Source organism: Actinomycetota bacterium (genome assembly GCA_005888325.1).
GTDB lineage: Bacteria > Actinomycetota > Acidimicrobiia > Acidimicrobiales > AC-14 > AC-14.
In genome coordinates this window covers 32,114-59,053 of the sequence record VAWU01000021.1, presented here as the reverse complement: position 1 = coordinate 59,053, position 26,940 = coordinate 32,114, and the positions used below count along the sequence as shown (strand labels likewise).

Below are 26,940 nucleotides of genomic sequence, written 5' to 3'. Positions count from 1 at the left end.
CGCCGTCGGCACCGTCCTCGACCCGTCGGTCGCCGAGGTCGAGGTGGGCGCCTGATGGCAGGCAGCGGCACCGCCCACCTCCGGGAAGAGAACGGCGCGTCACTGCTGCGGGTCGAGCACCTCGTCGTCGAGTTCCCCTCCGGGCGCGGCGGCAAGGTGCACGCGGTGTCCGACATCAGCCTCGACGTGATGGAGGGGGAGACGCTCGGGTTGGTGGGTGAGTCGGGCTGCGGCAAGTCGACCACGGGTCGCGCCATCATCCAGCTCCCGCGACCCACGTCGGGAGCGGTCATGTTCGAAGGACGCGACCTGACGAAGATCAAGGGGGAGGAGCTGCGCAAGACCCGCCGGCGCATGCAGCTCATCTTCCAGGACCCGGTCTCGTCGCTGAACCCCCGCCGGCGCGTGCGCGACATCGTGGCCGAGCCGCTCGTCATCGCCGGCGAGAAGGAGGCGCGTCGCCACCGCGTCAACTCGGTGCTGGAGACGGTCGGGCTCGACCCCGACGTCAGCGACCGGCGACCGCACCAGTTCTCCGGCGGCCAGTGTCAGCGGGTGAGCCTGGCCCGCGCCCTCATCGTCGACCCGAAGCTGCTCATCTGTGACGAGCCCGTGTCGGCCCTCGACGTGTCGGTGCAGGCGCAGATCCTCAACCTGCTCGAGGACATGAAGGCCCGCTACGGCCTCACCATGCTCTTCATCTCCCACGACCTGTCGGTCGTGAAGAACATCAGCGACCGGGTGATGGTGATGTACCTGGGCAAGCTCTGCGAGCTGGCGCAGGCCGACGTCCTCTACCGCGAGCCCGCCCACCCGTACACCAACGCGCTGCTGGCGTCGATCCCCACGCCCGAGCCGGTGGTCGCGAGCGACCGGGTCGAGCCGCTGAAGTCGACCGAGCTGCCGTCGCCGATCAACCCGCCGAGCGGCTGCCGGTTCCGCACCCGCTGCCCCCGGGCCCAGGACGTCTGCGCCTCGGACGAGCCCCTCATGCGGGAGATCCGACCGAACCACTTCGTGGCGTGCCACTTCCCGGTTGACGAGCCCGTGACGGCGGCCTAGACCGGTCCCTTTCCGTCCCGGGAACCCCCCGGAGGTTGTGCTCCAGCCAAGGCCTCGGCCGGCCGATGAAAAACCCCAGAGCCGGCCCGGAGAATCCCCTGGACTTTCGCAACCACCATGTTCAAGAATCGAGGGTCCAGCTGCAGTCCACTGCGCGGCTCGCCCCGTCCGAGTGGCCGCGGTGTGGCGGTTTGGAACCAGACACAGTAAGGAAGTGATCCCCCGTGACGAATCTGTCCTGGCGCCAGAAGGCGGCATGCCGGGGCTTGGATCCCGAGATCTTCTACCCGACCTCGGATGACGCCGCAGACACCGCCAAGTCGGTCTGCAACGCGTGTGCGGTCCGCACCCCCTGCCTCGAGTACGCCCTGAGCCACCGCGAGCACGACGGCATCTGGGGCGGCGCGACCGAGAAGGAACGCCGGCGCATCGTCCGACAGCGCCGCAAGTCGGCCTGACGGCTTCCCGCTCTCCCTGCAACGAGCCTCCGCGAGGGGGCTCGTTGCCATTTTTCGGCGGCCCTGTAGCTTCACTGTCCCTGTAGCTTCACGGCCATGATGTTCGAGCTGTCCGAGGAGCTGGCCGCGCTCCAGGAGTCCGTGCGCCGCCTCGCACAGGACAAGGTACGGCCCCGGGCGCGTGAGATCGACGACACCGGCGAGTACCCGCAGGACCTGTTCGAGATCTTCCGCGACGCGGGTCTGCTCGGCCTCTTCGCTCCGGAGGAGGACGGGGGGTCGGGCGCCGGCATCCTCGGGCTGACCGTCGCTATCGAGGAGGTGGCGAAGTACTCGAACACGGCCGCCCTCATGCTGCTGCTGACGCGCCTGCCGACGGGCCCGGTCGTGATCGCCGGGTCGCCCGAGCAACGCCGGCGCTACGTGCGTCCGGTGGCCGAGGGCACCCAGCGCGCGGGCTTCGGCCTGTCCGAGCCGCAGGCGGGAAGCGACGTCATGGGCATGCGCACGCGAGCCGTGCGCGACGGCGACGGCTGGCGCCTCGACGGCACCAAGTGCTGGATGAGCGGCGTGGCCCAGGCCGACTGGTACTGCGTGTTCGCCAAGTCGTCCCCCGATCCCGCCGATCGGAGCCACGACTCGGTCAGCTGCTTCATCGTCGAGCGGGCATGGGACGGCGTCGAGGTCGGGAACCTCGATCGCAAGATGGGGGTGCGGGGCGTCGACACCGGCGAGCTGTTGCTGCACGACGTGCACGTCCCCGACGCCAACGTGGTGGGGGAGATCGGTGGGTTCCGGCTCGCCATGCTCGGGCTCAACTCCATGCGCCCGATCGTGGCCGCACGGGGGATCGGGCTGGCCGAGGGCGCGCTCATGTACGCCACGGAGTACGTGCAGCAGCGCGCCGCGTTCAACCGCACCGTTGCCGACTTCCAGGCGATCCAATGGGAGATCGCCAAGCTGGCCACCGAGATCGAAGCGGCACGCCTGCTGACGTACCGCGCCGCCTGGTTGGCGGACCAGGGCAAGTTCACCAAGGAGTGGGTGCCCTACCTGTCGATGGCCAAGTACTACTCCACCGAGCTGGCGGTGAAGGCCTCGGGCGTGTGCCTGCAGTTGCTGGGCGCCGCGGGCTACATGAAGGACCACCCCACCGAGCTCTACTACCGCGACGCGAAGCAGCTCACGATCGTCGAGGGCACCTCGCAGGTGCAGCTGGGCCTCATCGCGCGCGGCGTGCTCGACCGCGACCTCTGGTGGGACTGATGCGAGTGGGCGCCAACGTGGTGACGCTGGAGGAGGTCGGCGGGTGGGCCGCGGTGCTCGGCGCGCTTACGTCGAGGCGCGACATCACGTCGGTCCAGGCGGGCGCCGCGCTCGCCGAGATCCTCGAGGGATCGGCGTCACCGGCGCAGATGGCCGCGTTCATGGTCGCGCTGCGGATGAAGGGCGAGACGGTCGAGGAGATGTCCGGGATGCTCGCGACACTCCTCGCGTTCGCGGAGCCGGTTCCGCTCCCTGCGGGCCTCGACGTCGTCGACACGTGCGGCACTGGCGGCGACCGGAGCCACACGATCAACGTGTCGACTATCGCCGCGTTCATCGTGGCCGGCGCCGACGCCCCGGTGTGCAAACACGGCAACCGGGCCGCCTCGTCCGCGTGCGGGTCGGCCGACGTGCTCGAGGCGCTCGGGGTTGCCATCGACATCGGGCCGGATGGCGTTGCCCGTTGTGTGCAGGAGGCGGGCATGGGGTTCTGCTTCGCGCCGCGCTTCCATTCCGCGCTGCGCCACGTGGGACCGACGCGCCGCGAGCTCGGCGTGCCCACCGTGTTCAACTTCCTCGGCCCGATGGCCAATCCGGCGCGCGCCCGTCGTCAGGTGCTCGGGGTGAGCGACCCGAACATGGCCGAGAAGGTCGTCGGGGTGCTCGAGGCCAACGGCACCGAGCGCGCCCTCGTCGTCTACGGGCACGACGGGCTCGACGAGCTCACGCTCACCACCACGTCGACCGTGCTCGAGCTGCGCGACGGTGGCGTGCGCACGTACGTCGTCGACCCCGTGGAGCTCGGGCTCCAGCCAGTCGACGGCGCGGCCCTGCGAGGCGACGACGCCGCTACGAACGCGGATCTCGCCCGCCGGGTGCTCGACGGCCAACGTGGCCCGCACCGGGAGTTCGCGTTGCTGAACGCGGCGGCGGGCATCGTGGCCGCGGGTCGGGCCGAGGACCTCGTCGACGGCTTGGCCGCCGCCACCGCCGCGGTCGACGACGGTCGCGCGGCCGAAGTGCTCGTGCGGTTGGCGGAGGTGTCGCAGCGGGAAGCGGCGCGCGCCTGAGCGCGCGTCAGGCGACCTCGTCCCAGTCGAGCCCGTACTCCGTGAGCAACCGCTCGCGCACCTCATCCTCGATCGCATCGATCGAGACCGGTGCCCGGCGGCCACCCCCGCCGGGCACCTGTCCCCGGGTCACGCCGCCGTAGTGGACGAGCTCGTCGCCGATCACCGCGGCGGGCAGGCCGGCGAAGAGAAGCCGTTTGTGATGCCGGCACCAGGAGTACACCTCGGAACCGGTGTCGTACACGACGAGGCTGGGCCGCAGGCCTTGGTGCTCGACCCGAGCCCATCGCAGCCAGGGGAGGGTGCTGCGAGCCAGGCGCGCCCGCAGCGGCTCGGGCAGCCGCTCGACCCGACCGTTGCGGGGCGCGAACTCGTGCCGCAGGCGACTGGCCAGCACTCGGGCGACCCGGCGGTTGAACCGGAAGTCGTTGTAGACGATGTGGAACCGGAACGTGGCGCCCGCCCGCAACGCCTCCCGGACGTCGGCTGCGCGCAGGAGCAGGCATGGCGTGTAGGCGTGCTCGGGGTTGAGCGTGTGTGGCTTGATCACGGGCCGGTGCACGAACCCGGCGCCGAAGACGAGCGGGTGGTCGACGTAGCCGAGGATGCGGTCGACCCACGCCGGGTCACGGAGCTCGGCGTCGGAGTCGACGAGCAGCACCTTGTCGGCTCGGATCCCCGAGAACAGCCAGTCGAGCGTCTCGCCGTGGGACCGGACCGGCCGCTCGATGACGTCGAACTCCCACTTGCGCATGAGCCGGTCGAAGCGGGCCGCGCTCTCGAGTGTGGGGTCGCACGACACGAGGAGGGCGGGAAGCGACGTGCGGAAGCGGATGCTGGCCAGGGCCAGCGTGGCGGTGAGGTCGGTGCCGACGTTGATCACCACCGCGCGCGCCTCTTCGGCGGGCAGCTCCGCGAGAGTCGCCACCTTCACGACCGCGAGCCTAGGCGGCCCCGTCAGCGCGGTCCGGCGTGCCTTACCATGGCGTCGTGCCGGCTGATCCCTCGGGGAAGTACATGAAGCTCCTCGACCGCATCCACTGCCATGTGTTGCCGCGCACCTACGTCGAGGTCGGTATCGGCACCGGGAAGTCGCTCGGGCTCGCGCTTCCGGGCACGATCGCAGTCGGCATCGATCCCGAGCCCAACATCCGCTTCGCCATCGACAAGTCCGCCCAGGTCTTTTCGGAGGGCAGTGACGACTTCTTCGAGCGTCATGACCTCAGGCAGGTGCTGCGGGGCAACGACCTCGACCTCGCGTTCGTCGACGGGATGCATCTCTTCGAGTACGCGCTCCGTGACTTTCTCCACCTCGAGCGGTTCTGTCACGCCGAGTCGACGATCCTCTTCCACGACTGCAAGCCGTTCGACGCGGAGACCTCGGCACGCGTGCAGGTTCAAAACCGGTGGACGGGCGACGTCTGGAAGGTCCTGCTCTGCTTGAAGGAGTACCGGCCCGACCTGCGCATCGCCACCGTCGACGTGCCTCCGACCGGCCTGGCGATCGTGCGCGGCCTCGACAACTCCTCCACCGTGCTCGCCGATCAGTACGACGAGATCTGCGCGCGCTACATCGACATGAGCTACTCGGTGCTCGACGAGGACAAGGACGGGAAGCTCAACCTGGTGCCCGACGACTGGAACCTGGTGCGCGAGCTGCTGCCCTCCCGCCCGTTCCGCGCCGACGATCCCGCGCGCCTGATCGAGCAGCGCGCCCGCCGTCGGCGTCCGAAGGAGAAGCGCGACCGGCAGCCACTGTCGACCCTGCCGCGTCGGGCCAGGCGCCGCCTGGCCGTTTCGCCGGTGGGCCCCGCGCTCCGGGCCGTGCGGCACCCCGTCAGCACGTTCAAACCACCTCCACGCTGAGGGGCACCCGACTCGGCCGGTCGCGCGCCTGGGTGCGGCGAGGCTCGAAGCGGGGGAGGCGGGGGAGCGGCGAGGCGAGCTCACCGTCGCAGTGCACGAGGCGCAGCCGCCCGGCCTCCGCGTCGAGCCAGGTGCCGACGCACGCCAGCTCGTCGGCAAGATGACGCGGGAGGGGCAGGTCGAGGTCGTCGGCGTCGGCCGGCGGCGGGTCGAGGAGCGTGCCCGGCGCGAGGAGGCGGCCCCCGTCGAGCACCGCGCCCTGCCCGTCGGGCGCCAGCAGCTCGATGCGTCCGGCGCGGCGCAAACCCTCGAGCCGCCGCTGCCGGTGGAGCGCCCGGGCCAGGGCCGCGGCGCAATCGCGTATGTCGGCCGCCTCCTCGAAACGGCCGGCGGACGCGAGCGCCGCCATGCGCGCGCCGAGCGGCTCGAGCAGCAGGCCGGGCTCGACGGTGAGGCCGCGCACGACGCGGTCGACCACCGCGCCGTACTCGGCGTCGGAGCTCGTGCCTGCGCACGGGCACGCCGCCACTCCGAGCTGCGCGGGCGCGCACGGCCATGCCCGTTGGTCTCGGCCGGGCCGTTGCGTGCACCGGCGGAGCGGCGCGGCGGTCTCGATGGCGTCGGCGACGAGGCGTGCCGCGCCGCGCGACGCCAGGGGGCCGAGGTAGAGGCACCCGTCTCCGCGCTTCGGAACCCGCACGATCGACAGCCGGGGCCAGCGCTCGTCGAGCGTCAGCTTGAGGTAGGCGTAGCGGCCCCAGAGCTTGGCCTGGCGGTTGAACGGAGGCAGGTGCTCGTGGATGAGGCGAACCTCGAGCACCCCGGCCTCCAACGTGTTGGTGCACACCACATGGTCGATGCGCTCGACCTCCCGCAGGAGCTGGGCCACCTTGCGGCGGGTGTCGCCCGAGAAGTACGAGCGCACGCGCGACCGCAGGTCGGTGGCCTTGCCGACGTAGAGCACCCGGTCGCCCCGACCCCGGAAGACGTAGACGCCCGGCCGGCGAGGCAGCTTGGCCGTGAGCCGGAGCTTGTTGACCTGGGGATGGGCGCGGATGGTCGGCAGCTCGAGCAGGTCGTCGAGGCCGAGCACGCCGAGGCTGCCCGCGCGTTCGAGCAGCGCGTGCAACAGGTCGGCCGTGGCGAGCGCGTCGTCGAGCGCGCGATGACACGGCTGGTGGGGGAGACGGAAGTGGTTGGCGAGGGTGAGGAGGCGACAGTCGCGCACCTCGTCGCGTACGAGGCGCCGGGCGATGGCGCACGTGTCGGTCCAGCGGTTGGCGAGACGCGGCCGTTGCGACCGTCGCATCGCCGCGTGCAGGAAGGCGAGGTCGAAGCGCACGTTGTGGCCCACCACCACGCTTCCGCCGACGAACTCGAGCAACGCGGGCAGGACTTCGTCGATGGGCGGCGCCGGGAGCACCATGGCCTCGGTGATGCCGGTGAGCACGGTGATGGCGGGCGGGATCGCCGCGCCCGGGTTGACGAGGGTCTGGAAGGTGCCGAGGCACTCGCCTCCCCGCACCTTGATCGCGCCCACCTCGGTGATCGCGCACATCTCGGGAGAAGCGCCGGTGGTCTCGAGGTCGAGGACGCAGAAGGTGACCTGGGCGAGCGGGGCGCCGAGGTCGTCGAACGACCGCTGCATGGGCCGCAAGGCTAGACGAACACACGTTCGAGCACGAACATGCGTTCGGTGGGGGGGGCTAGACGGGTCGGCTCATCCCGTAGATCAGCACCGGCGTTCCCCGGATCTCGGAGCGCCGCTCGAAGTTCTCGCCGAGCCTCTCGGCCACGCGGATCGACGCTGTGTTGTCGGGGTGGATCACGCTGATGAGGTGGTCGATGCCCAGCGTCGCGAAGGCCCAGTCGCGCGCGGCCCGCCCGGCTTCGGTGGCCAGGCCCCGGCCCCAATGCGAGCGGGCCAGGAGCCAGCCCACCTCGAGGCCGGGCCAGCCCTCGGGGTTCCACAGGCCGATGCGTCCGACGCATTCGCCCGTCGCCTTCTCGACCGCGGCCCAGTTGCCGTAGCCCCGCAGCTGCCAGTGGCCGAGATGCAGGGCGATGGCGCGCCAGACCTCGTCGCGGCTCTGCGGTCTTCCTTCACCGATGAAGCGCATGACGTCGGGGTCGCGGCTCATGCGCGCGAACGCGTCGAGATCGCCGGAGCGGAATTGCCGCAACAAGAGCCGGTCGGTCTCGAGCTCGGCCACTGTCACTCGGCGCCGTCGCCGAGGGCCGCGCCCATCAGGCCGAGCGGAGGAGAGCCGAGCTCGAGCAGCTGCTCGTGAAACCGCGGGTGCGAATAGCGCCGGCCCCAACGGGCCTGCGCCTCCGAGCGCAGAGCGACGATCTCGAGCTTGCCCCACGTATAGCGGCCGTAGGTCGGGTCAAAGGTGGCGCGCGCCGCCTCGCTGGTCGCCGCGGGACCCTCGAGGTGGGCGTCGTCCTCGAAGCGGTGCACGGCTTCGTCCATCGTCATGCTGCGGGTGTGCAGCCCGATGGCGACCGCGAGTCGGGTGACGCGGACCAGGGCTTCGAGCGCGACACCGATGACGAAACGGGGGTCGTCGGCGCGGAACCCTTCCTCGACGCAGAGCTCTTCTGTGTAGTGCGCCCACCCTTCGACGAAAGCGGGCGAGTGCAGGGAGCGCCGCACGTCGGTCGACATGGTACGCAGCACCCGGCTGTGGGCGAAGTGACCGGGCGCCACCTCGTGGGCGGTGATGACCGGCAGCGTCGTGCGGCTGAAGACCTGCAGCCACTGCTCCTGCTTGGCCTGTGGCCACTCGGTGTCGGGAGGGGTGACGTGGTACCAGGACGGTCCGTCGTCCTCGAACGGTGCGGCCGGGCTCATCATCGCCATGGCCCAGCGCCGCGACGGGGGCGCCGGGCCGACCCGACACTCGCCGTCGAGGCCGGGCACGAGGTTGTGCGCGATGGTGAACGCGATCACCTCGTCGGTTTGGGCGCGCGCTTCCTCGAGCACACCGTCGGCGTCGGGGTGGTCGTGCAGAAGGTTGGTGATCACCTCGGCGGCCGCCGTGCCCGGTTCGAGCCGCGCGCACGCGTCGACGAGCCAGGCGCGCAGGCGGTCGCGTTCGGCGTCGGCGCGTTCCGCGAGGCGCCCGAGCGCGACGGGCATCGCCTCGATCGAGCCCATGACGCGGGCAAGGAGCGGGCCGCCGAGCGCGGGATCGGGGTCGCCCGTCTCTGCTAGGCCGCGGATGTGGTCGGTCAGGCGGCCATGGGCAGCCCGCGCCGCGGTGGCGATCGGGTCGTCCCCGAGGTCGGCCGCCAGACCCCGCACCGCGTCCAGCAGCCCGCGCGCCACCGGCGCGCTCACGCGGTCGAGCGCACCGATGGAGGCGTCGATGGCGTCGGGCCACTTCGCCAGATGGCGGCGACGTGCGTCGGCCCGCTGGTCGGACGGCGCATACTCGCGGTCGTAGACGGCCAGGTCGAGGTTGCCGAGGTGGACGAGGGGGTTCCGCCGGTGCTCCTCCGCCTCGATGAAGTAGGCGCGCGCCCAGTCCTCGAAGGCCGACAGATGGGCGTCGTCGTGCGCGTCGGGCAGCGGTGGGCCCCCGAGTCGCGCCACGCCGGCCCGGATGCCTGCGTCGGACAGGTCCTGCACCTCGCCGTCGTAGTCGTGCAGCCCTGCGTACTCGCGGACCTCGGCGGTCATCAGGTCGCACACCGCGCGCAGCCGGGCGTCCATGGCGGCCGAGGTTAGAGTACGGCCCACGTGGAGAACGACGCCCGATACCGTTGCGCCGCCTGCGGGAACCTCACGCGCTTCGACGTCACCGTCACCCGGCGCACGAAGGAGTTCCACCACTTCAGCGTGGGCGGGAGTCTGACCGTCGAAGACGAAGAGGTGATCTCGCACGTCGTCGAGGACGTGTCGTGCCGCTGGTGCGGCCACGGCCGGGCGGTCGAGGTGCTTCCCGCCTGACCACGCCGGACGCGCGGCTGCGGCGGGCGCTGGCGGCGGCGATGGAGGTGGCGCGGGCCGGCGAGGCGAGCATGCCGCCGCTGCCCGCGCCGACCGGGCTGCTGCCGTTCCTCCGGTTCGCTCGCCTCCCGCCCGCTGCCCTGGCCGCGACCCGGCGCGTGCTCGAGGCCGACGCCGAGTTCCGCGCGCGGGTCGCCGCCGCCACGGACGAGAGCGAGGTGGGCCGGGAAGGGTGGTTGTTCCTGACGCGGCCCGACGGGTGGGACACCGAGCTCGAGCAATCGGCACAGGTGCGCACCGAGCTCGAGGCCGCAGCGGCCGAAGAACGCGCCGAGCAGGACGCGCGCCGTCAGCTGTCGCGCCTCGAGGCCACGGTCGCCCGCCTCGAGTTGGACCTGGCGGAGGTGCGGCGCGAGCTCGCCCGGGCGACAGTCGCGCTCGCCGAGGAACGGCGGGTCAGCGCCGACGCGTCGCGCCGGGCCGCCGAGCTCGCGGACCGGTTGACCGCGGCGCGCGACGAGCGCGAGCGGCGACGCGGCGACGCGCAAGCCGCGGCGACCGAGGTGGCGCGCCTGCGCGCCGAGCTCGCCGCGCAGGCGCCCGTCGTCGACATCGCGGCCGTCGCGAGCGCGGTCGAGGGTGCGTCCGCGGCGGCCGACCGGCTCCGACACCAGCTCGCCACCGCGACCGCAGCACTGCACGCCTACGACACCGCGCCGGATGCGGTCGACCCCCCGGCCGATGCCAACGCCGGGGCGCCGCCGTTGCCGGCGTCGCCGTCGCCATCGCAGGCGGCGCGACGCAAGCCCGTGCCGCTGCCCCCGGCGGTGTTCGACGACTCCGACGAGGCGGCCGTGTTCCTCGTGCGGGTCAACGGCATGGTGCTTCTCGTCGACGGCTACAACGTGACGATGCTCGGATGGCCGGGCCTGCCGATCCCCGACCAGCGCGCCCGGCTCGTCGACGCGCTCGCGGAGCTGGTGGCGCGCACCGGTGCCGAGGTGGAGGTGGTGTTCGACGGCTCAGCCGACACCTCGGCCCGGGCCATCGGCGCCCGACGGGGAGTGAGGGTGTCGTTCTCGCCCCCCGGCGTCGAGGCCGACGACGTGGTCATCGCCCGGGCGGGCGCCATACCTTCCCACCGACCGGTCACGGTGGCCTCGAACGACCGGCGGGTGCGCGAGGGCGCCCACGCCGCCGGCGCCAACGTCGTCTCGTCCGCCCAGCTCCTCGCCGCACTGCGCCGCTGACCCGCCCCACCAGCCTTCTTGTCGCGCTCGACCACCGTGACGGTGGTCGAGCGCGACGAGAAGGATCGGCGGGCCAGAGCACTGTCGTACCCCCCGGATAGGGTCATCTTCAGGCGGTTCGGCTTCTTGGTGCGCTCACCCACTGTGACGGTGGTTGCGCGCGACAAGTTGGAGAGGAGTCACTGTGACCGAGGCTTTGACGATCAGCTGTGAGGAATGCGCCATGCAGCACACCGAGGCATGCGACGACTGCGTCGTCACCTTCATCTGCGGACGGGAGCCGGGTCAGGCCGTGGTGATCGACGTGGGCGAGGCCCGGGCGGTGCGGCTCCTCTCGCAGGCGGGGCTGGTGCCCGACCTCCGGCACATCCGTCGCACGGGGTGAGAGGCCGGAGGGGTGGAAGCATGGGGCCGTGACCTCGGCCGCCTATGTCGACGAGCTGCGAACCCTGGGGCTGGCCGCCGGTCTCGACGCGGTCGGTGTGGCATCGGCCGAGCCGTTCTCGGCGGCCCGCCGGGCCCTGATCGAGCGGAAGGCGGCCGGGCTGCACGGCGCACTCCGCTTCACCTATGGCAACCCGGAGCGCGCCACCGACCCGACGCGCGCGCTGCCGGGCGCGCGGGCCCTGGTCGTGGGCGCCCGCTCCTATCGGCGGCACGCGCACCGCCCCCGTGCCGGCCGACCCCTCGCACGCGTGGCGAGCTACGCCTGGGCCGACCACTACACGCCCCTCCGTGACGCGCTCGGGCACGTGGCCCGGAAGCTGGAGGCCGACGGTTGGCGCGCCCGTGTGCTGGCCGACGACAACGCGCTGGTCGACCGCGCCGCCGCGGCGCGCGCGGGTCTGGGCTGGTACGGCAAGAACACCAATGTGCTGTTGCCGGGGCGCGGCTCGTGGTTCGTGCTCGGGTCGGTCATCACCGACGCGCCACTGCCCGCCGCCGCGGAGCGGGTGGCCGACGGCTGCGGGTCATGTCGACGCTGCCTGCCCGCATGTCCCACGGGCGCGCTCGTGGCGCCGGGCGTGCTCGACGCCCGCAGGTGCCTCGCCGCACTCGTGCAGGCGCCGGGCCCGTTCCCGGTCGAGCTCCGGGTCGCGCTGGGCGACCGGCTCTACGGCTGCGACGACTGCCAGGACGTCTGCCCTCCCAACCGCCTCGGCGACCGCGCCGAGCCACCGCCGCCCGCGGGCGACGGCGCCGGGCCGTGGGTGCCGGTGCTCGAGGTGCTGTCACTGTCGGACGACGAGCTTCTCGCCCGGTTCGGGCGGTGGTACATCCCCCGCCGCGAGCCCCGCTACCTCCGGCGCAACGCGCTCGTCGTGTTGGGCAACGTCGGCGACGGGTCCGATCCCGACGTGGCCGCGGCCCTGCGGCGGGCGGTGGTCGATGCCGACCCGCTCGTGCGCGCCCACGCGCTGTGGGCCGCGGACCGCCTGGGCCGCGCCGACCTGGTCGACGAAGGGCTCGCGCACGAGCGCGATCCCTCGGTGCTGGCCGACGTGCGCGCGTGGGCGCGCTCTCCGCTCCCGGCCGCTGAGGCCGGCCGGTGACGCACCTGCTCGTCACCAACGACTTCCCGCCCAAGGTGGGGGGGATCCAGTCCTATCTCTGGGAGCTGTGGCGCCGGCTGCCCGCGGACACGTTCGCCGTCCTCACCACCGCGCACGACGGCGGACGGGCCTTCGACGCACAGCAGCCCTTCCGCGTCGAGCGGATGGCCGAGCGGCTGCTGCTCCCGCGTCGACACCTCGTGCGCCGGATCGACGGGCTCGCGGCGGAGATCGACGCCGACCTCGTCCTGCTCGACCCGGCCCTGCCGGTGGGCATGGTGGGCAACCGGCTCGAGCGGCCGTACGGCATCGTGGTGCACGGCGCCGAGATCACGGTGCCCGGCCGGCTTCCGGGAGTCGCGGGTCTGCTGGGGCGCGTGCTGCGCGGGGCGAGTCACGTGATCGCGGCCGGCGGCTATCCGGCGTCCGAGGCGCGACGGGCGGCCGGGTGCGACCTGCCGCTGACGGTCGTGCCGCCCGGGGTCGACGTCGAGCGCTTCGTACCTCTCGAGGCGGCGCGGCGCGGCGTCGAGCGCGAACGGTTCGGTCTCGCGGCCGACGGGCTGCTCGTGGTGGGCGTCAGCCGCCTCGTGCCGCGCAAGGGCTTCGACGTGCTGATCGAGGCGGCGGCGCGTCTCGTCGTTGCGTACCCGGGTCTCGAGCTGGCCATCTCCGGCGCGGGCCGCGACCGTCGCCACCTCGAGCGGTTGGCGGCCCGCCGGCAGGCCCCGGTGCGTTTCCTCGGGCGCGTCCCCAACCACGACCTGCCCGCGCTGTACGCGTGCGCCGACGTGTTCGCGATGGCGTGTCGCACCCGCTGGGCGGGCCTCGAGCAGGAGGGCTTCGGCATCGTGTTCCTGGAGGCCGCCGCCTGCGGGGTGCCGCAGGTGGCGGGCGACAGCGGCGGCGCGGCCGAGGCCGTGATCGATGGCGAGACCGGACTGGTCGTCCGCCGTCCCGGGCGTCCGGACGACGTGGCGGCCGCCCTCAGCCGGCTGCTCGACGATCAACCGATGCGCGCGCAGCTGGGGACGGCGGCCCGCGCGCGCGCCGAGGCCGCGTTCGCCTACGACGTGCTGGCGAGCCGATTGCACGCGGCGTTGGGCGCCCCCGCGCCCTCGTGACCGAGGGGGCGCGCATCATCGAGGTGTCGTGGGCGGGCACGGCCGTGTTCACGATCTCCTCGGCGCTCGGCGTCGTCGCGCCGCGGCCGTTCTCGGGTATGTCGAGCGCGGTGTCGGCTGCGCTGTTCGGCGGCGGATGCGTGTTGTTCGGCGCGGCGTTCCTGCGCGCGGTGCGGCGCAGTCGCACCGACGACATCACGGTGGCGATGCTCTTCTTCCTGATGGGGGGCGGGACGCCCCGCCCGGTGCGGCGCCTGCTGCTGGCATCGCTCGCGGTCGAGGTTGTGGCGGCGGTAGCGGCGGCCGCGGCGCGCCCGTTCACGTCGCAGGCCACGGGCGTCCTCGCGCCGATGTGGGGGCTGTCGCTCTGCGGCCTCTGGGCGGCGAGGCACGGCCGCTTCGAGCCCCGGTAGCCTCGCGGTCGATGGCCGACAGGGCGACCGAGCGGATGACGATCCACGCGCCACCTGAGCGCTGCCTCGAGGTCGTGCTCGACTTCGAGAGGTACCCGGTATGGGCGGCCGACGTGAAGGAGGCTACCGTCATCGATCGCGACGCCGAGGGTCGCGCGACACGCGTCGGTTATCGGGTGGCCGCGATGGGCCGCAGCGCGCGCTACACCCTCGACTACGACTACTCCGGGATGCCAGGTGAGATTTCGTGGGGTCTCGTCGAGAGCGACATCATGCGCCGGCTCGACGGGCACTACGTGTTCGAGGCCCACGGGCCCGATACCGAGGTGCTCTACGAGCTGGCCATCGAGCTCGTGGTTCCCCTTCCCGGCTTCATCAAGCGACGCGCCGAGGGCAAGATCATCGGGACCGCGCTGCGTGAGCTGAAGCGCAAGGTCGAGTCGGACGAGGCCACCCGGGGCGTGGCTTCGTCGGAATGAGCGCCACCACCTCTCGCATCCTTCTCTTCACCGGGAAAGGCGGCGTCGGCAAGACGACGGCCGCGGCTGCCACCGCCCTGCGCTGCGCCGATGCGGGCCTCCGCACCATCGTCCTGTCCACCGACCCGGCCCATTCGCTCGCCGATGCGTTCGACCGCCCGTTGAGCGCGGTCGGCACACCGATCACCGACACCCTCTGGGGCCAGCAGCTCGACGCGCAGGAGCGCATGGAGGACGCGTGGGCCGACATCCAGGCCTACATGATCGAGCTGCTCGGCTGGGCCGGCGTCGACGCGATCGAGGCGGAGGAGCTCTCCGTCGTCCCCGGTCTCGACGAGATCTTCAGCCTCACCGACATCAAGGCATACGCGTCATCGGGGGAGTGGGACGTCGTCGTCGTCGACTGCGCGCCGACGGCCGAGACCCTCCGCTTCCTCTCACTTCCCGACATCCTCTCGTGGTACATGGAGCGCCTGTTCCCGATCGGTCGCCGCCTCACCGGGATCGCGCGCCCGCTGCTGTCGCGGGTCACGACCGTGCCCGTCGCAGGCGATGCGGTGTTCGATGCCGCCCGTCGTTTCTACGCGCGCCTCGATGGTGTGCGCGAGCTGCTGACTGATGGTGAGCGCTCGAGCGTGCGACTGGTGGTGAACCCCGAGCGCATGGTGATCGCCGAGGCCCGCCGCACCTATACGTACCTCTCGCTGTTCGGCTACCACGTCGACGCGGTCATCGCCAACCGCCTCATTCCCGACGCCGTCACCGATCCGTGGTTCAAGGCGTGGAAGGAAGCGCACGCCGAGCACATGTCGACGATCGAGGCCGGCTTCGCCCCACTCCCGGTGTTACGCGCCGAGCTGGCCGAGCACGAGCTGGTGGGGGTGGACCGCCTGCGCGCCTTCGCCGACACCCTCTACGGCGATGTCGACGCCTCGTCGGTGTTGCACGACGGCGAGCCGGTGAAGGTGGAGCGCCGGGGCACCAGCTCGGTGCTGTCGGTCCAGCTGCCGTTCACCGAGCGCGACGACGTGGAGCTGGGCCGCCATGACGGAGAGCTGTTCGTCCGAGTGGGGCCGCACCGACGGGCGCTGGTGTTGCCCGACTCGCTCAAGCGACGACAGGTCGCCGGTGCCCGTATGGTGGACGGCCGGCTCGAGGTCACCTTCACCAAGACCGTCAGCCGCACCCCCATCCAGACCTCGACCGAGGAGGAACGTTCGTGAACGAGCAGCGCGCCCGACCGGCCCCGGAGGCCACGAGCCGGGCTCACGACGTGGTCGCGCACCTGCAGGCGGCCGCGCTCGAGATGATCGCCGCCGCACGGGCGTTCCTCGACGTGGCCGAGGACCTGGTGAAGGAGCCCGGCGAGGCGACGGCCATGGCGGCCACCCTCGCCAACATCGCGGGACGGATCGTTCCACCCAGCCCGGGAGGCCACGAGCAGAGCCCGGCCGGCTCCGGAGGCCACGAGCAGAGCCCGGCCGGCTCCGGAGGCCACGAGCAGAGCCCGGGCGTCGAGCACATTCGCGTGTCCTGAACCGGTCGGCCCGCGAGAGGCTTCAGGGCGCGTCGGCCGCGTATTCTCTACCGGCGTGTACCTGGCCGAGCTCAGGGCCGGCGGCGAGTGGCCCTTCGTCCTCGACCTGCACCCACGCCTCACCGTCGTCGTCGGGTTGGGACACGAACGGAGCCATCGTCTGGCCGCCCTCGTCAACGGCGCCCTCTGCGGGCGCCTCGACGGCCTCGACGGGATCGTCCGAGTCGATGGTCAGGAGCACCGGCTGACGGCGGAGCTGGTCGCCGCGCTGGGGATCCCTCCCGAGATCAACGTCGTCCTGCGGGCAAGTGACCTTCCGGGCGCCCGCGTGCTCGAGGCGGACGACGACCCGGCACCGCCCCCGCCGCCCCCACCGCCGCCGCCGGAGGAGCCCGAGGAGAGCGCGGAGCTCATCGACGCCCGTCTGGCGCTGCTCCAGGCGCGCGAGGCCCGCGCCGGCGCGGAGCTCGCGCTGGCGGCGGGCCGGATCGCGCTCGACCCCGACGCGCGGCCGGCCATGATCGCCGCGGAGGGCGCACTCGAAACCGCCCGCCGGAAGCGCGGCGACGCGGCCGAGCGGGTGCGCAGCACACAGGCTGCGCTCGACGCGGCCCGGGCCGAGGCGGCCGAGCGCCGGGCCGACACCCGCGCCCACGCGGATCGCCGATCGGCGCTCGAGGGCCGCCGCCAGGAGCTGCTCACCGCACTGGGTACCACACCAACGGATCCGACCCCGGTGGCCGAGGCCCTCGCCGAGCTGCGTCGAGTCGAGGCGCTGCCCCCTCGTCCGGTCGACGAGGCGCTGGCCCTGGCCGACGCATGGACGGCACTGCAGGAGAGGCGCGCGCAGGTGCCGCCGCCCCGTGTCGCGCCGACGTCGCTCGTGGAGGCCGCGCTCGAAACCCTCGAGGCGGCGCGCATCGAGCACACGCTCGCCCACGAGATGGCCCGGCTCGACGATCTCACGCCCGAGGACGCCCGCGACATCGAGGCGGCCCACGCAGCCGTGGTCGAGGCGGGGGAGAAGGTGGAGAACAGCCGCAGGCCGAGGCCGCTGGCCCGCCGCCGGCTCGAAGCCGTCCGCGCCGCGGAGCAGGGGCTGCTCGAGCGGCTGGGACTGTCCAGCTACCACGCATACCTGCTGCGCACCGCCCCCGGTCTGTCCACGCCGGTCAGACAGGAGCGCGCCGACCGGGCCGACGCCGCCCTCGCCGACGCCGAGGCGGTGTGGGAGGAGCTGCACGCGCCCGCGGCCGACGATGAGCGGGCCCAGGAGCTGGCGGCGGAGACCAACCGCGTGCGGGCGGCTGCGTTCGACCTCCTCGGCGACGATCCCGGCGTCGATGTCGAGGGCGCGCTCCGGGCTCTGCGCCGCCCGGTCGACGCCGAGCCCGCGTGTCGCGAGCTGCTCGCCGCGCTCGATGCCGTCGGTGCGTCGCCGGAGACCGGTGCCGATCCCGCCGCCTCGGCGTCCGCGTGGCTTGCGTACGCGGACGAGGACCACGCCCGCCGGGCCGCGCTGCAGGCCGAGCTCGGTGGCCTGCAGTCCGACCTCGACGAGTTGGCCGCGGACGCCGCGCGCTCCGAAGACCCCGACGCGCCCGACGCGCCCGACGAGCAGGCGGCAGTGACGCCCGCCGAGTCCAGCGTGACCGTGCAGGTCTTCACGCGCCTGGAGGCGCAGCTCGACGAGGCCCGCGCCGCGTTCGAAGCGGCGACCGAGCGCGAGGAGGTGGCCCGGCGCGCCCGCAACCAGGCCTCCAGCCGACTGGAGAACGCTCGCTCGGCGGAGCTGCGCGTCGTCTCGCTGTGCGAAGAGCTGACGGGCGCCACCGCGGCGCACCAGCAGGCGGCCATGCGCGTCGAGGAGCTCGAGCACAGCGAGGTCGAGCGCCGGGCTGCAGCGGCGCCGGCGCTTGCTACTCCGCCGATGCCGAGGGCGCCGGAGGTCGACCTGAGCGAGGTCGAGGTCGACGAGCTCGAGGTCTACGTGCTCGCCCGGCTCGTGGGGCAGCGCTCCGTGGGTCAGGCGGGCAGTCTGCCGTTGGTGATCGAAGACGCGTTCGCGGGTCTGCCCGTCGAGACCACCGAGAAGGCGATCGGCGTGCTCGAGCGGTTCACGGCTGCGTTCCAGCTCATCTACCTCAGCGACGACCCCGAGATCGAGGCCTGGGCTCGCCTGTTCGGGCCGAAGGGGGCGTCGGTGCGCCGTTTCCTGTCGCCGCAATCGCTCTCTGCGACCTGACGGTACGATCGACGTCACTCCAAAGCTCACGGAGGTGACGTGACCCCGATCACCGAGGATGTCGTTCGCCACCTGGCCGGGTTCAAGGGCGATGGCGCGCCCGTCACATCGTGTTACCTCGATGTCGACGGGCGCCGCTACGTTCGCCCACAGGACTACGAGCTCCAGCTCGAGGTGATGATCCGCCAGAAGCGCGACCGCGGGCCCGGCGGGAAGTCGGTCGACGCCGACCTCGGCCGCATCGAGCAGTTCGTGAAGGGTGGGCTCGACCGCTCGCGCACCCGAGGCCTGGCCATGTTCTCCTGCAGCGCGCACGGCTTCTGGCGCGTCATCGAGCTGCCGGTCCCGGTGCACAACCATCTGGCGGTGAACGACACCCCGCACGTGCGTGAGCTCGAGCGGGTGATCGACGAGTACGAGCGTTTCGCGGTCCTGCTGGCCGATCGACAGCGCGCGCGGCTCTTCGTGTTCGAGCTCGGTGAGCTCGTCGACAAGAGCGAACGCTTCGACCAGCTTCCACGCCACGACGACGACCGGGGCGACTGGAAGAAGGATCACGTGCGTGACCACTCCGCGGCTCGTGCCCAGCAGCATCTGCGCCGCGCCGCGCAGGTCGCGTTCGATGTCCACCAGGACGCCGGCTTCGACCACCTCATCATCGGCGCGCCCGACGACATCGCCCGCGAGCTCGAGCGTGAGCTCCACTCCTACCTTCGCGAGCGCATCGCGGCGCGCATCTCCGTTCCGGTGAACGCGCGCGACGACGACATCCGCCTTGCTGCGATGGAGGTCGAGGCGCAGGTCGAGCGGAAGAAGGAGGCGGCCGCCGTCGAGCGGCTGCGCGACGCCGTCGGTGCGGGCAACGGCGGCGTCGCCGGGCTCGACGGGGTGCTGCGTGCGCTCGTGGAGCGTCGCGTCGAGATGCTGCTCGTCTCCGACGACTTCCAGGCACCCGGCTGGCGCTGCCGGTCGTGTGGCTACGTCGGCATGAAGGGCCGGGCGTGCCCCGTCTGTAACCATGCGATGGAGAGGGTCGACGACGTCGTGGAGGAGGCGGTCGAGGAGGCGTTGGCCCAATCCTGTCGAGTCGAAACGTGCAGCCAGAACGCGGACCTCGACGTGCTCGGTCGCATCGGTGCGCTGCTCCGCTTCTGAGCCGACGGTGCTCCGAGCGACGTGACGCAAACGCTCACGCTGGGCCTCGACCTCGGCGGCACCAAGGTGCTCGGCGTGGCCCTGTCGGAACACGGCGAGGTCGTGGCGGAGTGCAGGCAGCCGACGCCGCGCGGAGAGGACGCGCTCATCGACGGGCTGGGCGCGGTGGCGGAGGAGCTGCGCGACGCGACCGCGGCCGCAGGCGAGGTGGCCGCGGTGGGCGTGGGCGCGCCGGGTCTGGTCGACCGCGACGGTGTGTTGCGAGCGGCACCGAACCTGCCCGGCATCGACCAGTTGCCGTTGCGTGCGGGCCTGGCGTCGCGCCTGGGACTGCCCGTGCGCGCCGACAACGACGCGACGTGCGCGGCGTGGGGCGAGCACCAGCTCGGCGCGGCGCGGGGCAAGCAACACGTCGTGGTGGCGACGCTCGGGACAGGCATCGGGGGCGGCATCATCACCGACGGACGGCTCTACCGCGGCGCGAACGGCTTCGCGGGCGAGATCGGCCATACGGTCGTCGAGCCCCACGGACCGCCGTGCCCGTGCGGACAGCGTGGGTGTTGGGAGCGTTACGCGTCGGGGAGCGGGCTGGGCCGCCTGGCGCGCGAGGCCGCCCACGCGGGCCAGGTGCCGCGCGTCCTCGAGCTCGCGGGCGACGATCCCGAGGCGGTGCGCGGCGAGCACGTCACCCGTGCGGCCATCGAGGGTGATGCAGGCGCGCGAGCCGTCTTCGGCCGGTTCGCCTGGTGGCTCGCGCTCGGACTGGCAAACCTCGCCAACGTCTTCGACCCCGAGATGTTCGTGATCGGCGGCGGGCTGGTGGAGGCGGGCGACGTCCTGTTCGAGCCCACCCGCGTGGCGTTCGCCGACCTGGTCGAGGCCGCGGATCGCCGGCCCGTCATCAGCATCGTGCCCGCCGAGCTGGGTGAGCGCGCGGGTGCCATGGGCGCGGCGGCGCTGGCTTGCGCGTCGGACTGACGCTTCCGCAGTTCCGCGACGACGCGGAACAGGCGTTGGCGACCGCGCGCCGAGCGGAGGAGCTGGGCCTCGACGGTGTGTTCGTCTTCGACCATCTCTGGCCCATCGCCCGACCCGACGACCCCGCGCTGCAGTCGCGCGTCCTGCTCGGCGCGCTCGCGGTCGAGACCACCCGGGTCGTGCTCGGTCCGCTCGTCGCGCGGGTCTCGCTGCTCGCCAACGCGGTGCTCACCCACGAGATGGAGACGTTGCACCGCATGCTCGCTGATCGCCTGATCGTCGGCCTCGGCACCGGCGATTCGCTGAGCCGCTCCGAGAACGAGCGGGCGGGGGTGCCCTTCCCTTCGGTGGCCGACCGGGTGGCCGACCTGGAGGACTGTTGCCGGCGCCTCCGTGCCGTCGGGGCTCGAATCTGGGTGGGCGGCAACTCGGCGCGGTTGCGGTCGACGGCCGCGCGCGAGGCCGACGGCTGGAACGGGTGGTCGACGGGCGCGCAGGATTTCGCGGCGGACGCGATCGACGTGCTCGAGCGGGCGCGCGCGGCCGGCCGGCGGGTGGAGGTCACCTGGGGCGGGCAGGTGCTGATCGGGCGCACCACCGCCGCGGCCGCGGCCAAGCTCGAGCGGCACGGCCCCCGCGCCGGTTTGGTGCACGGCACCGTCGACGACCTACGGCGCCACTTCGACGCGCTCGCTGCGGTAGGCGCCACATGGGCGATCTGCTCCCCGCTCGACACGGGTCCCGGCTCCGACGCCGTGCAAATGGTGGCCGAGGCGCGCGACAGCTCGCACTAGCCTTTCGCCATGAGCGAGAACCGCAGCGAAGCGGAGGATCGCAGATCGCATCCGTTCGAGTTCCGCCGGATCAACGCGTTGCCGCCGTACGTCTTCACCATCATCGACGGGTTGAAGGTGGCCGCCCGCCGGGCCGGCGACGACGTCATCGACCTGGGCTTCGGCAACCCCGACATCCCGTCGCCCGACATCGCGGTCGAGAAGCTGGCCGAGGCGGCGCGCAACTCGCGCAACCACCGCTACTCGGCCAGCCGCGGCATCCCCAAGCTCCGTCAGGCCGTCACCGACCTCTACAGCCGGCGCTTCAACGTCGAGGTCGACCCCGACACCGAGGTGGTCACGACCATCGGGGCCAAGGAGGGACTCTCGCACCTCATGTGGGTGCTGTTGGCCCCGGGTGACGCGGCGATCGTGCCGTCCCCGTCCTATCCCATCCACATCTACGCCCCTCTGTTCGCGGGTGCCGAGGTGCAACGGGTGCGCCTCGGGCCGGGGGAGAACTTCCTCGAGAACGCGCTCGAGACGTGGGAGAACACCTGGCCCCGCCCGCGCGTCATCCTGTTGTCGTTCCCGCACAACCCCACCACGGCGTGCGTCGACCTCGAGTACATGCAGCGACTCGTCGACTTCGCCCGCGGCCATGATGTCGTCCTCGTGCACGACTTCGCCTACTCCGACACGGCGTTCGACGGCTACCAGCCGCCGTCGATCCTGCAGGTGCCCGGGGCGAAGGACGTGGCGGTCGAGCTCTACACGCTCACGAAGTCGTTCTCGATGGCTGGCTGGCGCGTCGGCTTCTGCGTCGGCAACGCGGCCATCGTCGCCGCGCTCACCAAGCTGAAGAGCTATCTCGACTACGGCACGTTCCAACCGATCCAGATCGCAGCCATCGTCGCCATGAACGAGGCCTCCGACTATCCCAAGCACGTGAACGAGATCTACTGGGGGCGCCGCGACGCGTTGTGCGACGGCCTCAACCGCATCGGCTGGGAGATCGAGAAGCCCAAGGGCACGATGTTCGTGTGGGCGCCGATCCCCGAGCCCTACCGGGAGATGGGCTCGATCGAGTTCGCATCGTTCCTCGTGAAAGAAGCGCTGGTGGCGACGTCACCGGGAATCGGCTTCGGGCCGGGCGGCGAGGGTTACGTGCGCTTCGCCCTGATCGAGAACGAACACCGCATCGGACAGGCCGTGCGCACGTTGCGCCGCGCGCTCACGAAGCTGTAGCGCGCGCCGCGTGACAACGCTCGCAGGCAAGGTCGCGCTCGTCACCGGAGGCGCGTCGGGCATCGGTGAGGCGACCGTCCGCCGGTTGGTTGCGGAAGGCGCGACCGTCGCGATCGTGGACACAAACGACGAGCGCGGCGCCGCGCTCGCCGGAGAGCTCGGCGCGCGCTTCGTCCGCGCCGACGTCGCGGAGCCCGCAGACTGGCGGAGCGTCGTCGACGACGTGTGCTCCGCGCTCGGCGGCCTCGACCTCGCCCACCTCAACGCGGGCACCTCGATCGGTCAGCCCGACATCGCGGCGCTGTCCGACGACGACTACCGCCGCATCATGCGCGCCAACGTCGACGGCGTCGTGTTCGGCCTGCGCGCCGTCGTGCCCGCCATCGCCGCGCGCGGCGGGGGGGCGGTGGTGGTGACCGCGTCGCTCGCCGGGCTCATCCCCATCGCGTTCGATCCTGTCTACGCGCTGACGAAGCACGGCGTCGTCGGCCTGGTGCGCAGCGTCGCCCCCACGCTGGCCGAGCAGCGCATCACCGTGAACTGCGTCTGCCCGGGCCTCACCGACACACCGCTCATCAGCGGTGCCCGCGACCGGTTGGAAGCGGTCGGCTTCCCGCTCATCCCGCCCCCGACATCGCCGCCGCGGTCGTGGCGTGCATGACGGGCGAGGCCTCGGGCGAGGCCTACGTCTGCCAAGCCGGCCGGCCACCGATCGCCTTCGAGTTCCACGGCGTGCCCGGACCGCGCGGTGGCGCCCGACCGCCCGAAGGCCTGCGCGGCGTCGACGTGTGAAGGGTCGCGGGCGCGCGTCAGCGCCCGAGCAGTCCCTCGAGGCAGAAGGCCACCGCGGCGTCGGCCACCTCGTCACCGGCCACGTTGCGCTCGTGGATGAACGTGCGGGCGAGGTGCACGGCGACGCCGAGGGTGGCGTGGCTGAGCACGTACGGGTCCGCGTCGCGGATGCGACCCTCGACGATCCCTTCCTTCACATGGCGCACGACGTCGTTGACGGCCACGTCCTGACCGCGCCGCAGCGCCGGCGCGAACCGTTCCTCGGTGGCCGCGAACTGGAAGAGGTTGAACAGCGATCGATGCTCCGCGAACCACGCCATCGAGGCGCGGATGCCGAGCTCGATGCGCTTCACCGGATCGGGCTCCTCGCCGATGGCGAGCTGCTGACGGCGACGCAGCTGTCGCTGGGCGTCGCGCAGGATCTCGAGGAAGAGCTCCTCCTTCGAGCTGAAGTACCAGTAGAAGACGCCCTTGCCGACTCCGAGCCCCTGCACGATCTCGGCGACCGACGTGGGGTGGTAGCCGTTCTCGGCGAACCGCGTGGTCGCGAACTCCATGAGCTGGCGACGGCGGTCACGACCACGGGCCGTCAGGCGGCGGTTCACCTGCCCGACGGTAGGGAGCACTTGACCAGCCGGTCAAGGTGACGCCTCGGGGGAGCAGACGGCCATCGCGTGCGAATGCGCGGGCCGGCGGTCGGGTGCCGCGGGTTAGGCTCCGGGCCGTGGCCTACTGGCTGTTCAAAGCGGTCGTCTCCCCCTTGCTCCGCTTCTTCTTCCGCGTGCGCGTCGAGGGGCTCGAGCACATCCCCGCCGACTCTGCGGCCATCCTCGCCAGCAACCACGTCTCCTTCTCCGACTCGATCTTCCTCCCCATGGTGCTCCGACGCCGGGTCACGTTCGTGGCCAAGGCCGAGTACTTCGACGATCCCAAGACCGCGTGGTTCTTCCGCGCCATGGGCCAGATCCCGATCCGACGCGAGGGCGGCTCGGCATCATCCGGCGCGCTGGCGGCGGCCAACGAGGTGCTTCAGTCCGGCGGGCTCTTCGGGATCTATCCCGAGGGCACACGATCGCCCGACGGACGCCTGTACAAGGGCCATACAGGCGTGGCCCGCCTCGCGCTCAACTGTGGCGTGCCCGTCCTGCCGGTGGCGATGATCGGCACCCGCGAGGCGCAGCCCATCGGCCAGGTGATGCCACGCCTGTTCATGCCGATCACGGTGAGGATCGGCAAGCCCTTGCGGTTCGACCGCCTCGCGGGGCGGGCCGACGACCCCAAGGCCCTGCGCCAGATCACCGACGAGGTCATGTTCGACCTCCGGGCCCTGTCCGGCCAGGACTACGTGGACCGCTACGCGAAGCGCAAGGCGGACGACGGCCCCGAGACCGCACAGATCGCATCGCTCCCCGTAATCGACGACCGTCCGCTCGTGGCCGCGGGCTAGGCCGGAACTCACAACAACGTCGCGGGCACGAAATCTCGCGTTCACATACGGTCGGTACCCTCCAGCGCATGGAGACCTTCGTCGTTCGCCTGTGGTTGCCCGACCGGCCGGGCGCGCTGGGGGCGGTGGCGAGTCGCATCGGCGCGGTGCGCGGCGACGTCGTGGGCATCGACATCCTCGAGCGGGGCGCGGGGCGGGTCATCGACGAGCTCGTCGTCGAGCTACCCGACGCCCACCTCGTCTCGACGCTCGTCGCGGAGATCAGGGAGGTCGACGGGGTCGACGTGGAAGACGTGCGGCCCTCCACGGAGCACGTCCTCGACGCTCGTCTCGACGCGCTGGAGACGGCCGAGGTGCTCGTGAGGGCGACGTCGGTCGACGAGGTGTGCGAGAGCCTCGTGGCCCACGCTGCGCGCGACTTCGAGGCGCAGTGGTGTGTGCTCACGGGGTTCGATGCCGCCGAGCCGTCGGTGGCGATCGGCGCGCCTCCCGCGGGGGCGTGGCTGCGCGCGTTCGTCGCCGGCAGCCGCTACTCGGTGGGCATGCTCCCCGTCGACGACGGCCCGGGCCAGGACGAGACCGGAGAACAGGGCCCGAGCGGCCCGCAGAGCGGGGAACAGGGCCCCGACGACGTGGCCTGGGCACCGCTGCCGGCGGCCGAGCGCGCCCTGGTGCTCGGGCGCAAGGGGCGCCCCCTGCGCACGCGTGAGCGCGGTCAGCTGGCGGCGCTGGCGCGCATCGCGGACCACCGGTGGCGCCAGATCGAGCTGGCGTCCTACGCCACCCAGCCCCGCGAGCGTTCGACCGCGCGCCGCCAGCCCGCGTGACGGGCGTCGGCCACTGACGCGGGCACGGCCGGCGTGAACTCGGCGTCGAGCTTCCAGTGGTGCGCGACCTCGTCGAGCGTCGACCACACGCCTGCCGCCAGTCCGGCGAGGTAGGCCGCGCCGAGCGCGGTGGTCTCCTGCACCGCCGGGCGTCGCACGGGCGCTTGGAGCTGGTCGGCCTGGAGCTGCAGCAGGAGATCGTTGGCCGACCCGCCGCCGTCGGCGCGCAGGCCGGCGAGATCGTGCCCTGCCGCCGCGCTCATCGCCTCGACGACGTCGCGCGTCTGGTACGCCATCGACTCCAGCACGGCTCGGGCCAGGTGGGCGCGACCCGTCCCGCGGGTGAGGCCCACGACGGTGCCCCGCGCGTACGGGTCCCACCACGGGCTGCCGAGCCCCGTGAACGCAGGCACGAGGTAGACGCCTTCGGTGCTGTTCACGCTCGCCGCCAGCGCTTCGACGTCGGCTGCCTGGTCGATGAGGCCGAGACCGTCGCGCAGCCACTGCACCGCCGCGCCGGTGACGAAGATGGCTCCCTCGAGGACGTAGGCGAGGGTGCCGTCGGCGAGCTCCCAGCCGACGGTGGTGAGCAGGCCCTCCACGGGCTCGGGATGCCGCGCGCCGACGTTCATCAACACGAACGAGCCGGTGCCGTAGGTGTTCTTGGCCATCCCCGGCTCGAAGCAGGCCTGACCGAAGAGCGCGGCCTGCTGGTCGCCGGCGATACCGCTCACCGCGATGCCGTCGACGGTCGTGCCGAAGGGCCCACTCGACGGTCGCACATCGGGGAGGCACGTCATCGGCACGCCGAAGAGATCGCACAGCTCGGCGGACCAGGCGCGTGCGCCGATGTCGTAGAGCAGCGTGCGACTGGCGTTCGACGGGTCGGTGGCGTGCACGGGACTGCCGGTGCCGGCGGTCAGGTTCCACAGCAGCCAGGAGTCGACCGTGCCGAATGCGAGGTCGTCATCGGCTTGGACACCGCCCTGCGTCAGCAGCCACTCGAGCTTGGTCGCGGAGAAGTAGGGGTCGAGCACGAGGCCGGTCGTGCGCCGCACGAGGTCGAGCTTCCCGGCTTCGCGCAGCTCGTCACAGCGCGCCGCGGTCCTGCGGTCCTGCCACACGATGGCACGATGGCGGGGCGCACCGGTGCGGCGGTCCCACACCACCGCGGTCTCCCGCTGGTTGGTGATGCCGATCGCGGCCACCGGCCGGTCGAGCTCGGCACGCAGGTCGGCCATGGTGGCCTGTACCGCTTCCCAGATCTCGAAGGGGTCGTGCTCGACCCACCCCGGCTCAGGGAAGTGCTGGGTGAACTCCCGGTACTTCCATCCACACGGTGTCCCCGAGTCGTCGACCGCGAACGCGCGGACACCCGTGGTGCCCGCGTCGATGGCGATGACGACCGCGCTTCCAGCCATGCTGGGCTGCGAGGCTAC

25 protein-coding genes and 1 pseudogene are annotated in these 26,940 nt (G+C 72.2%); 20 read left to right on the top strand and 6 right to left on the bottom strand.

Going from position 1 to position 26,940, the window contains the following annotated elements:
- Positions 1 to 54 precede the first annotated feature (54 nt).
- From E6G06_06870 to trpD, 4 genes are all read left to right on the top strand, one after another.
- Positions 55 to 1,062 carry an ATP-binding cassette domain-containing protein gene (locus E6G06_06870; GenBank protein TML92263.1) on the top strand — a complete coding sequence of 336 codons (1,008 nt, stop codon included), beginning with the start codon at positions 55 to 57 and terminating at the stop codon, positions 1,060 to 1,062.
- 224 nt (positions 1,063 to 1,286) lie between these two features.
- On the top strand, positions 1,287 to 1,520 hold the full coding sequence (locus E6G06_06865; GenBank protein ID TML92262.1) for a WhiB family transcriptional regulator: 234 nt from the start codon (positions 1,287 to 1,289) through the stop codon (positions 1,518 to 1,520).
- 96 nt (positions 1,521 to 1,616) lie between these two features.
- A complete protein-coding gene (locus tag E6G06_06860; protein TML92261.1) occupies positions 1,617 to 2,786 on the top strand; it encodes an acyl-CoA dehydrogenase in 1,170 nt (389 codons plus the stop codon).
- The gene (trpD, locus tag E6G06_06855) at positions 2,786 to 3,856 is read left to right on the top strand and encodes an anthranilate phosphoribosyltransferase (GenBank protein TML92260.1); all 1,071 of its coding nucleotides are present in this window, start codon (positions 2,786 to 2,788) and stop codon (positions 3,854 to 3,856) included. The genes E6G06_06860 and trpD overlap by 1 nt, the downstream gene beginning before the upstream one ends.
- A gap of 7 nt (positions 3,857 to 3,863) precedes the next feature.
- Here trpD and E6G06_06850 read toward each other — a convergent pair whose 3' ends face one another.
- Positions 3,864 to 4,790, bottom strand: coding sequence for a hypothetical protein (locus tag E6G06_06850; protein TML92259.1), 927 nt, complete (start codon positions 4,788 to 4,790; stop codon positions 3,864 to 3,866).
- 56 nt (positions 4,791 to 4,846) lie between these two features.
- On the opposite strand from E6G06_06850, the gene E6G06_06845 reads away from it, so the two are divergent.
- Complete coding sequence (locus E6G06_06845) at positions 4,847 to 5,722, top strand: class I SAM-dependent methyltransferase (GenBank protein ID TML92258.1); 876 nt, start codon at positions 4,847 to 4,849, stop codon at positions 5,720 to 5,722.
- On the opposite strand, the gene E6G06_06840 is transcribed toward E6G06_06845, so the two are convergent.
- The 3 genes from E6G06_06840 to E6G06_06830 are packed head-to-tail and all read right to left on the bottom strand — an operon-like array spanning position 5,703 to position 9,443.
- A complete protein-coding gene (locus tag E6G06_06840; protein TML92257.1) occupies positions 5,703 to 7,370 on the bottom strand; it encodes a DEDD exonuclease domain-containing protein in 1,668 nt (555 codons plus the stop codon). The two genes, E6G06_06845 and E6G06_06840, sit on opposite strands and share 20 nt — an antisense overlap.
- Positions 7,371 to 7,428: 58 nt before the next feature.
- On the bottom strand, positions 7,429 to 7,941 hold the full coding sequence (locus E6G06_06835; protein TML92256.1) for a GNAT family N-acetyltransferase: 513 nt from the start codon (positions 7,939 to 7,941) through the stop codon (positions 7,429 to 7,431).
- Entirely contained in the window at positions 7,938 to 9,443 is a 1,506-nt protein-coding gene (locus E6G06_06830) for a DUF885 domain-containing protein (protein TML92255.1), read from the bottom strand. The genes E6G06_06835 and E6G06_06830 overlap by 4 nt, the downstream gene beginning before the upstream one ends.
- Positions 9,444 to 9,470: 27 nt before the next feature.
- Here E6G06_06830 and E6G06_06825 point away from each other — a divergent pair, with 27 nt between their 5' ends.
- The 13 genes and pseudogenes from E6G06_06825 (at position 9,471) to E6G06_06765 (ending at position 23,227) form a co-directional block, all read left to right on the top strand.
- On the top strand, positions 9,471 to 9,680 hold the full coding sequence (locus E6G06_06825) for a hypothetical protein (protein ID TML92254.1): 210 nt from the start codon (positions 9,471 to 9,473) through the stop codon (positions 9,678 to 9,680).
- Complete coding sequence (locus E6G06_06820) at positions 9,641 to 10,930, top strand: hypothetical protein (protein ID TML92253.1); 1,290 nt, start codon at positions 9,641 to 9,643, stop codon at positions 10,928 to 10,930. The genes E6G06_06825 and E6G06_06820 overlap by 40 nt, the downstream gene beginning before the upstream one ends.
- Positions 10,931 to 11,343: 413 nt before the next feature.
- On the top strand, positions 11,344 to 12,483 hold the full coding sequence (queG, locus tag E6G06_06815) for a tRNA epoxyqueuosine(34) reductase QueG (GenBank protein TML92252.1): 1,140 nt from the start codon (positions 11,344 to 11,346) through the stop codon (positions 12,481 to 12,483).
- Positions 12,480 to 13,607 (top strand): glycosyltransferase family 4 protein, encoded by a 1,128-nt coding sequence (locus E6G06_06810; protein ID TML92251.1) that lies wholly within the window; start codon positions 12,480 to 12,482, stop codon positions 13,605 to 13,607. The genes queG and E6G06_06810 overlap by 4 nt, the downstream gene beginning before the upstream one ends.
- Positions 13,608 to 13,743: 136 nt before the next feature.
- Positions 13,744 to 14,499, top strand: coding sequence for a hypothetical protein (locus tag E6G06_06805; protein ID TML92250.1), 756 nt, complete (start codon positions 13,744 to 13,746; stop codon positions 14,497 to 14,499).
- Positions 14,496 to 15,722, top strand: coding sequence for an ArsA family ATPase (locus E6G06_06800; protein ID TML92249.1), 1,227 nt, complete (start codon positions 14,496 to 14,498; stop codon positions 15,720 to 15,722). Before E6G06_06805 ends, E6G06_06800 begins: the two co-directional genes overlap by 4 nt.
- Positions 15,719 to 16,036, top strand: coding sequence for a hypothetical protein (locus E6G06_06795; protein ID TML92248.1), 318 nt, complete (start codon positions 15,719 to 15,721; stop codon positions 16,034 to 16,036). Before E6G06_06800 ends, E6G06_06795 begins: the two co-directional genes overlap by 4 nt.
- 55 nt (positions 16,037 to 16,091) lie before the next feature.
- A complete protein-coding gene (locus E6G06_06790; GenBank protein ID TML92247.1) occupies positions 16,092 to 18,281 on the top strand; it encodes a hypothetical protein in 2,190 nt (729 codons plus the stop codon).
- A 39-nt stretch (positions 18,282 to 18,320) separates the two neighbouring features.
- The gene (locus tag E6G06_06785) at positions 18,321 to 19,436 is read left to right on the top strand and encodes a hypothetical protein (protein TML92246.1); all 1,116 of its coding nucleotides are present in this window, start codon (positions 18,321 to 18,323) and stop codon (positions 19,434 to 19,436) included.
- 21 nt (positions 19,437 to 19,457) lie between these two features.
- A complete protein-coding gene (locus E6G06_06780) occupies positions 19,458 to 20,414 on the top strand; it encodes an ROK family protein (protein ID TML92245.1) in 957 nt (318 codons plus the stop codon).
- A complete protein-coding gene (locus tag E6G06_06775; protein TML92244.1) occupies positions 20,399 to 21,208 on the top strand; it encodes an LLM class flavin-dependent oxidoreductase in 810 nt (269 codons plus the stop codon). Before E6G06_06780 ends, E6G06_06775 begins: the two co-directional genes overlap by 16 nt.
- A 9-nt stretch (positions 21,209 to 21,217) precedes the next feature.
- On the top strand, positions 21,218 to 22,435 hold the full coding sequence (locus E6G06_06770; protein TML92243.1) for an aminotransferase class I/II-fold pyridoxal phosphate-dependent enzyme: 1,218 nt from the start codon (positions 21,218 to 21,220) through the stop codon (positions 22,433 to 22,435).
- A 10-nt stretch (positions 22,436 to 22,445) separates the two neighbouring features.
- Positions 22,446 to 23,227 (top strand): annotated as a pseudogene (locus E6G06_06765) (SDR family oxidoreductase).
- 17 nt (positions 23,228 to 23,244) lie between these two features.
- Here E6G06_06765 and E6G06_06760 read toward each other — a convergent pair.
- Positions 23,245 to 23,832, bottom strand: a complete 588-nt coding sequence (locus E6G06_06760) for a TetR/AcrR family transcriptional regulator (protein TML92242.1) — start codon at positions 23,830 to 23,832, stop codon at positions 23,245 to 23,247.
- A gap of 119 nt (positions 23,833 to 23,951) precedes the next feature.
- On the opposite strand from E6G06_06760, the gene E6G06_06755 reads away from it, so the two are divergent.
- On the top strand, positions 23,952 to 24,674 hold the full coding sequence (locus E6G06_06755; GenBank protein ID TML92241.1) for a 1-acyl-sn-glycerol-3-phosphate acyltransferase: 723 nt from the start codon (positions 23,952 to 23,954) through the stop codon (positions 24,672 to 24,674).
- A 68-nt stretch (positions 24,675 to 24,742) separates the two neighbouring features.
- Entirely contained in the window at positions 24,743 to 25,501 is a 759-nt protein-coding gene (locus tag E6G06_06750; GenBank protein ID TML92240.1) for a hypothetical protein, read from the top strand.
- Here E6G06_06750 and glpK read toward each other — a convergent pair.
- Positions 25,450 to 26,922, bottom strand: a complete 1,473-nt coding sequence (gene glpK / locus E6G06_06745; GenBank protein ID TML92239.1) for a glycerol kinase GlpK — start codon at positions 26,920 to 26,922, stop codon at positions 25,450 to 25,452. The genes E6G06_06750 and glpK overlap by 52 nt on opposite strands.
- Positions 26,923 to 26,940 lie beyond the last annotated feature (18 nt).

Coding starts and splice junctions, on each gene's coding strand:
- E6G06_06870 (TML92263.1), top strand. CDS start 55: ATGGCAGGCAGCGGCACCGCCCACCTCCGGGAAGAGAACGGCGCGTCA.
- E6G06_06860 (TML92261.1), top strand. CDS start 1,617: ATGATGTTCGAGCTGTCCGAGGAGCTGGCCGCGCTCCAGGAGTCCGTG.
- trpD (TML92260.1), top strand. CDS start 2,786: ATGCGAGTGGGCGCCAACGTGGTGACGCTGGAGGAGGTCGGCGGGTGG.
- E6G06_06840 (TML92257.1), bottom strand. CDS start 7,370: ATGCAGCGGTCGTTCGACGACCTCGGCGCCCCGCTCGCCCAGGTCACC.
- E6G06_06830 (TML92255.1), bottom strand. CDS start 9,443: ATGGACGCCCGGCTGCGCGCGGTGTGCGACCTGATGACCGCCGAGGTC.
- E6G06_06805 (TML92250.1), top strand. CDS start 13,744: ATGCGTGTTGTTCGGCGCGGCGTTCCTGCGCGCGGTGCGGCGCAGTCG.
- E6G06_06800 (TML92249.1), top strand. CDS start 14,496: ATGAGCGCCACCACCTCTCGCATCCTTCTCTTCACCGGGAAAGGCGGC.
- E6G06_06770 (TML92243.1), top strand. CDS start 21,218: ATGAGCGAGAACCGCAGCGAAGCGGAGGATCGCAGATCGCATCCGTTC.
- E6G06_06750 (TML92240.1), top strand. CDS start 24,743: ATGGAGACCTTCGTCGTTCGCCTGTGGTTGCCCGACCGGCCGGGCGCG.
- glpK (TML92239.1), bottom strand. CDS start 26,922: ATGGCTGGAAGCGCGGTCGTCATCGCCATCGACGCGGGCACCACGGGT.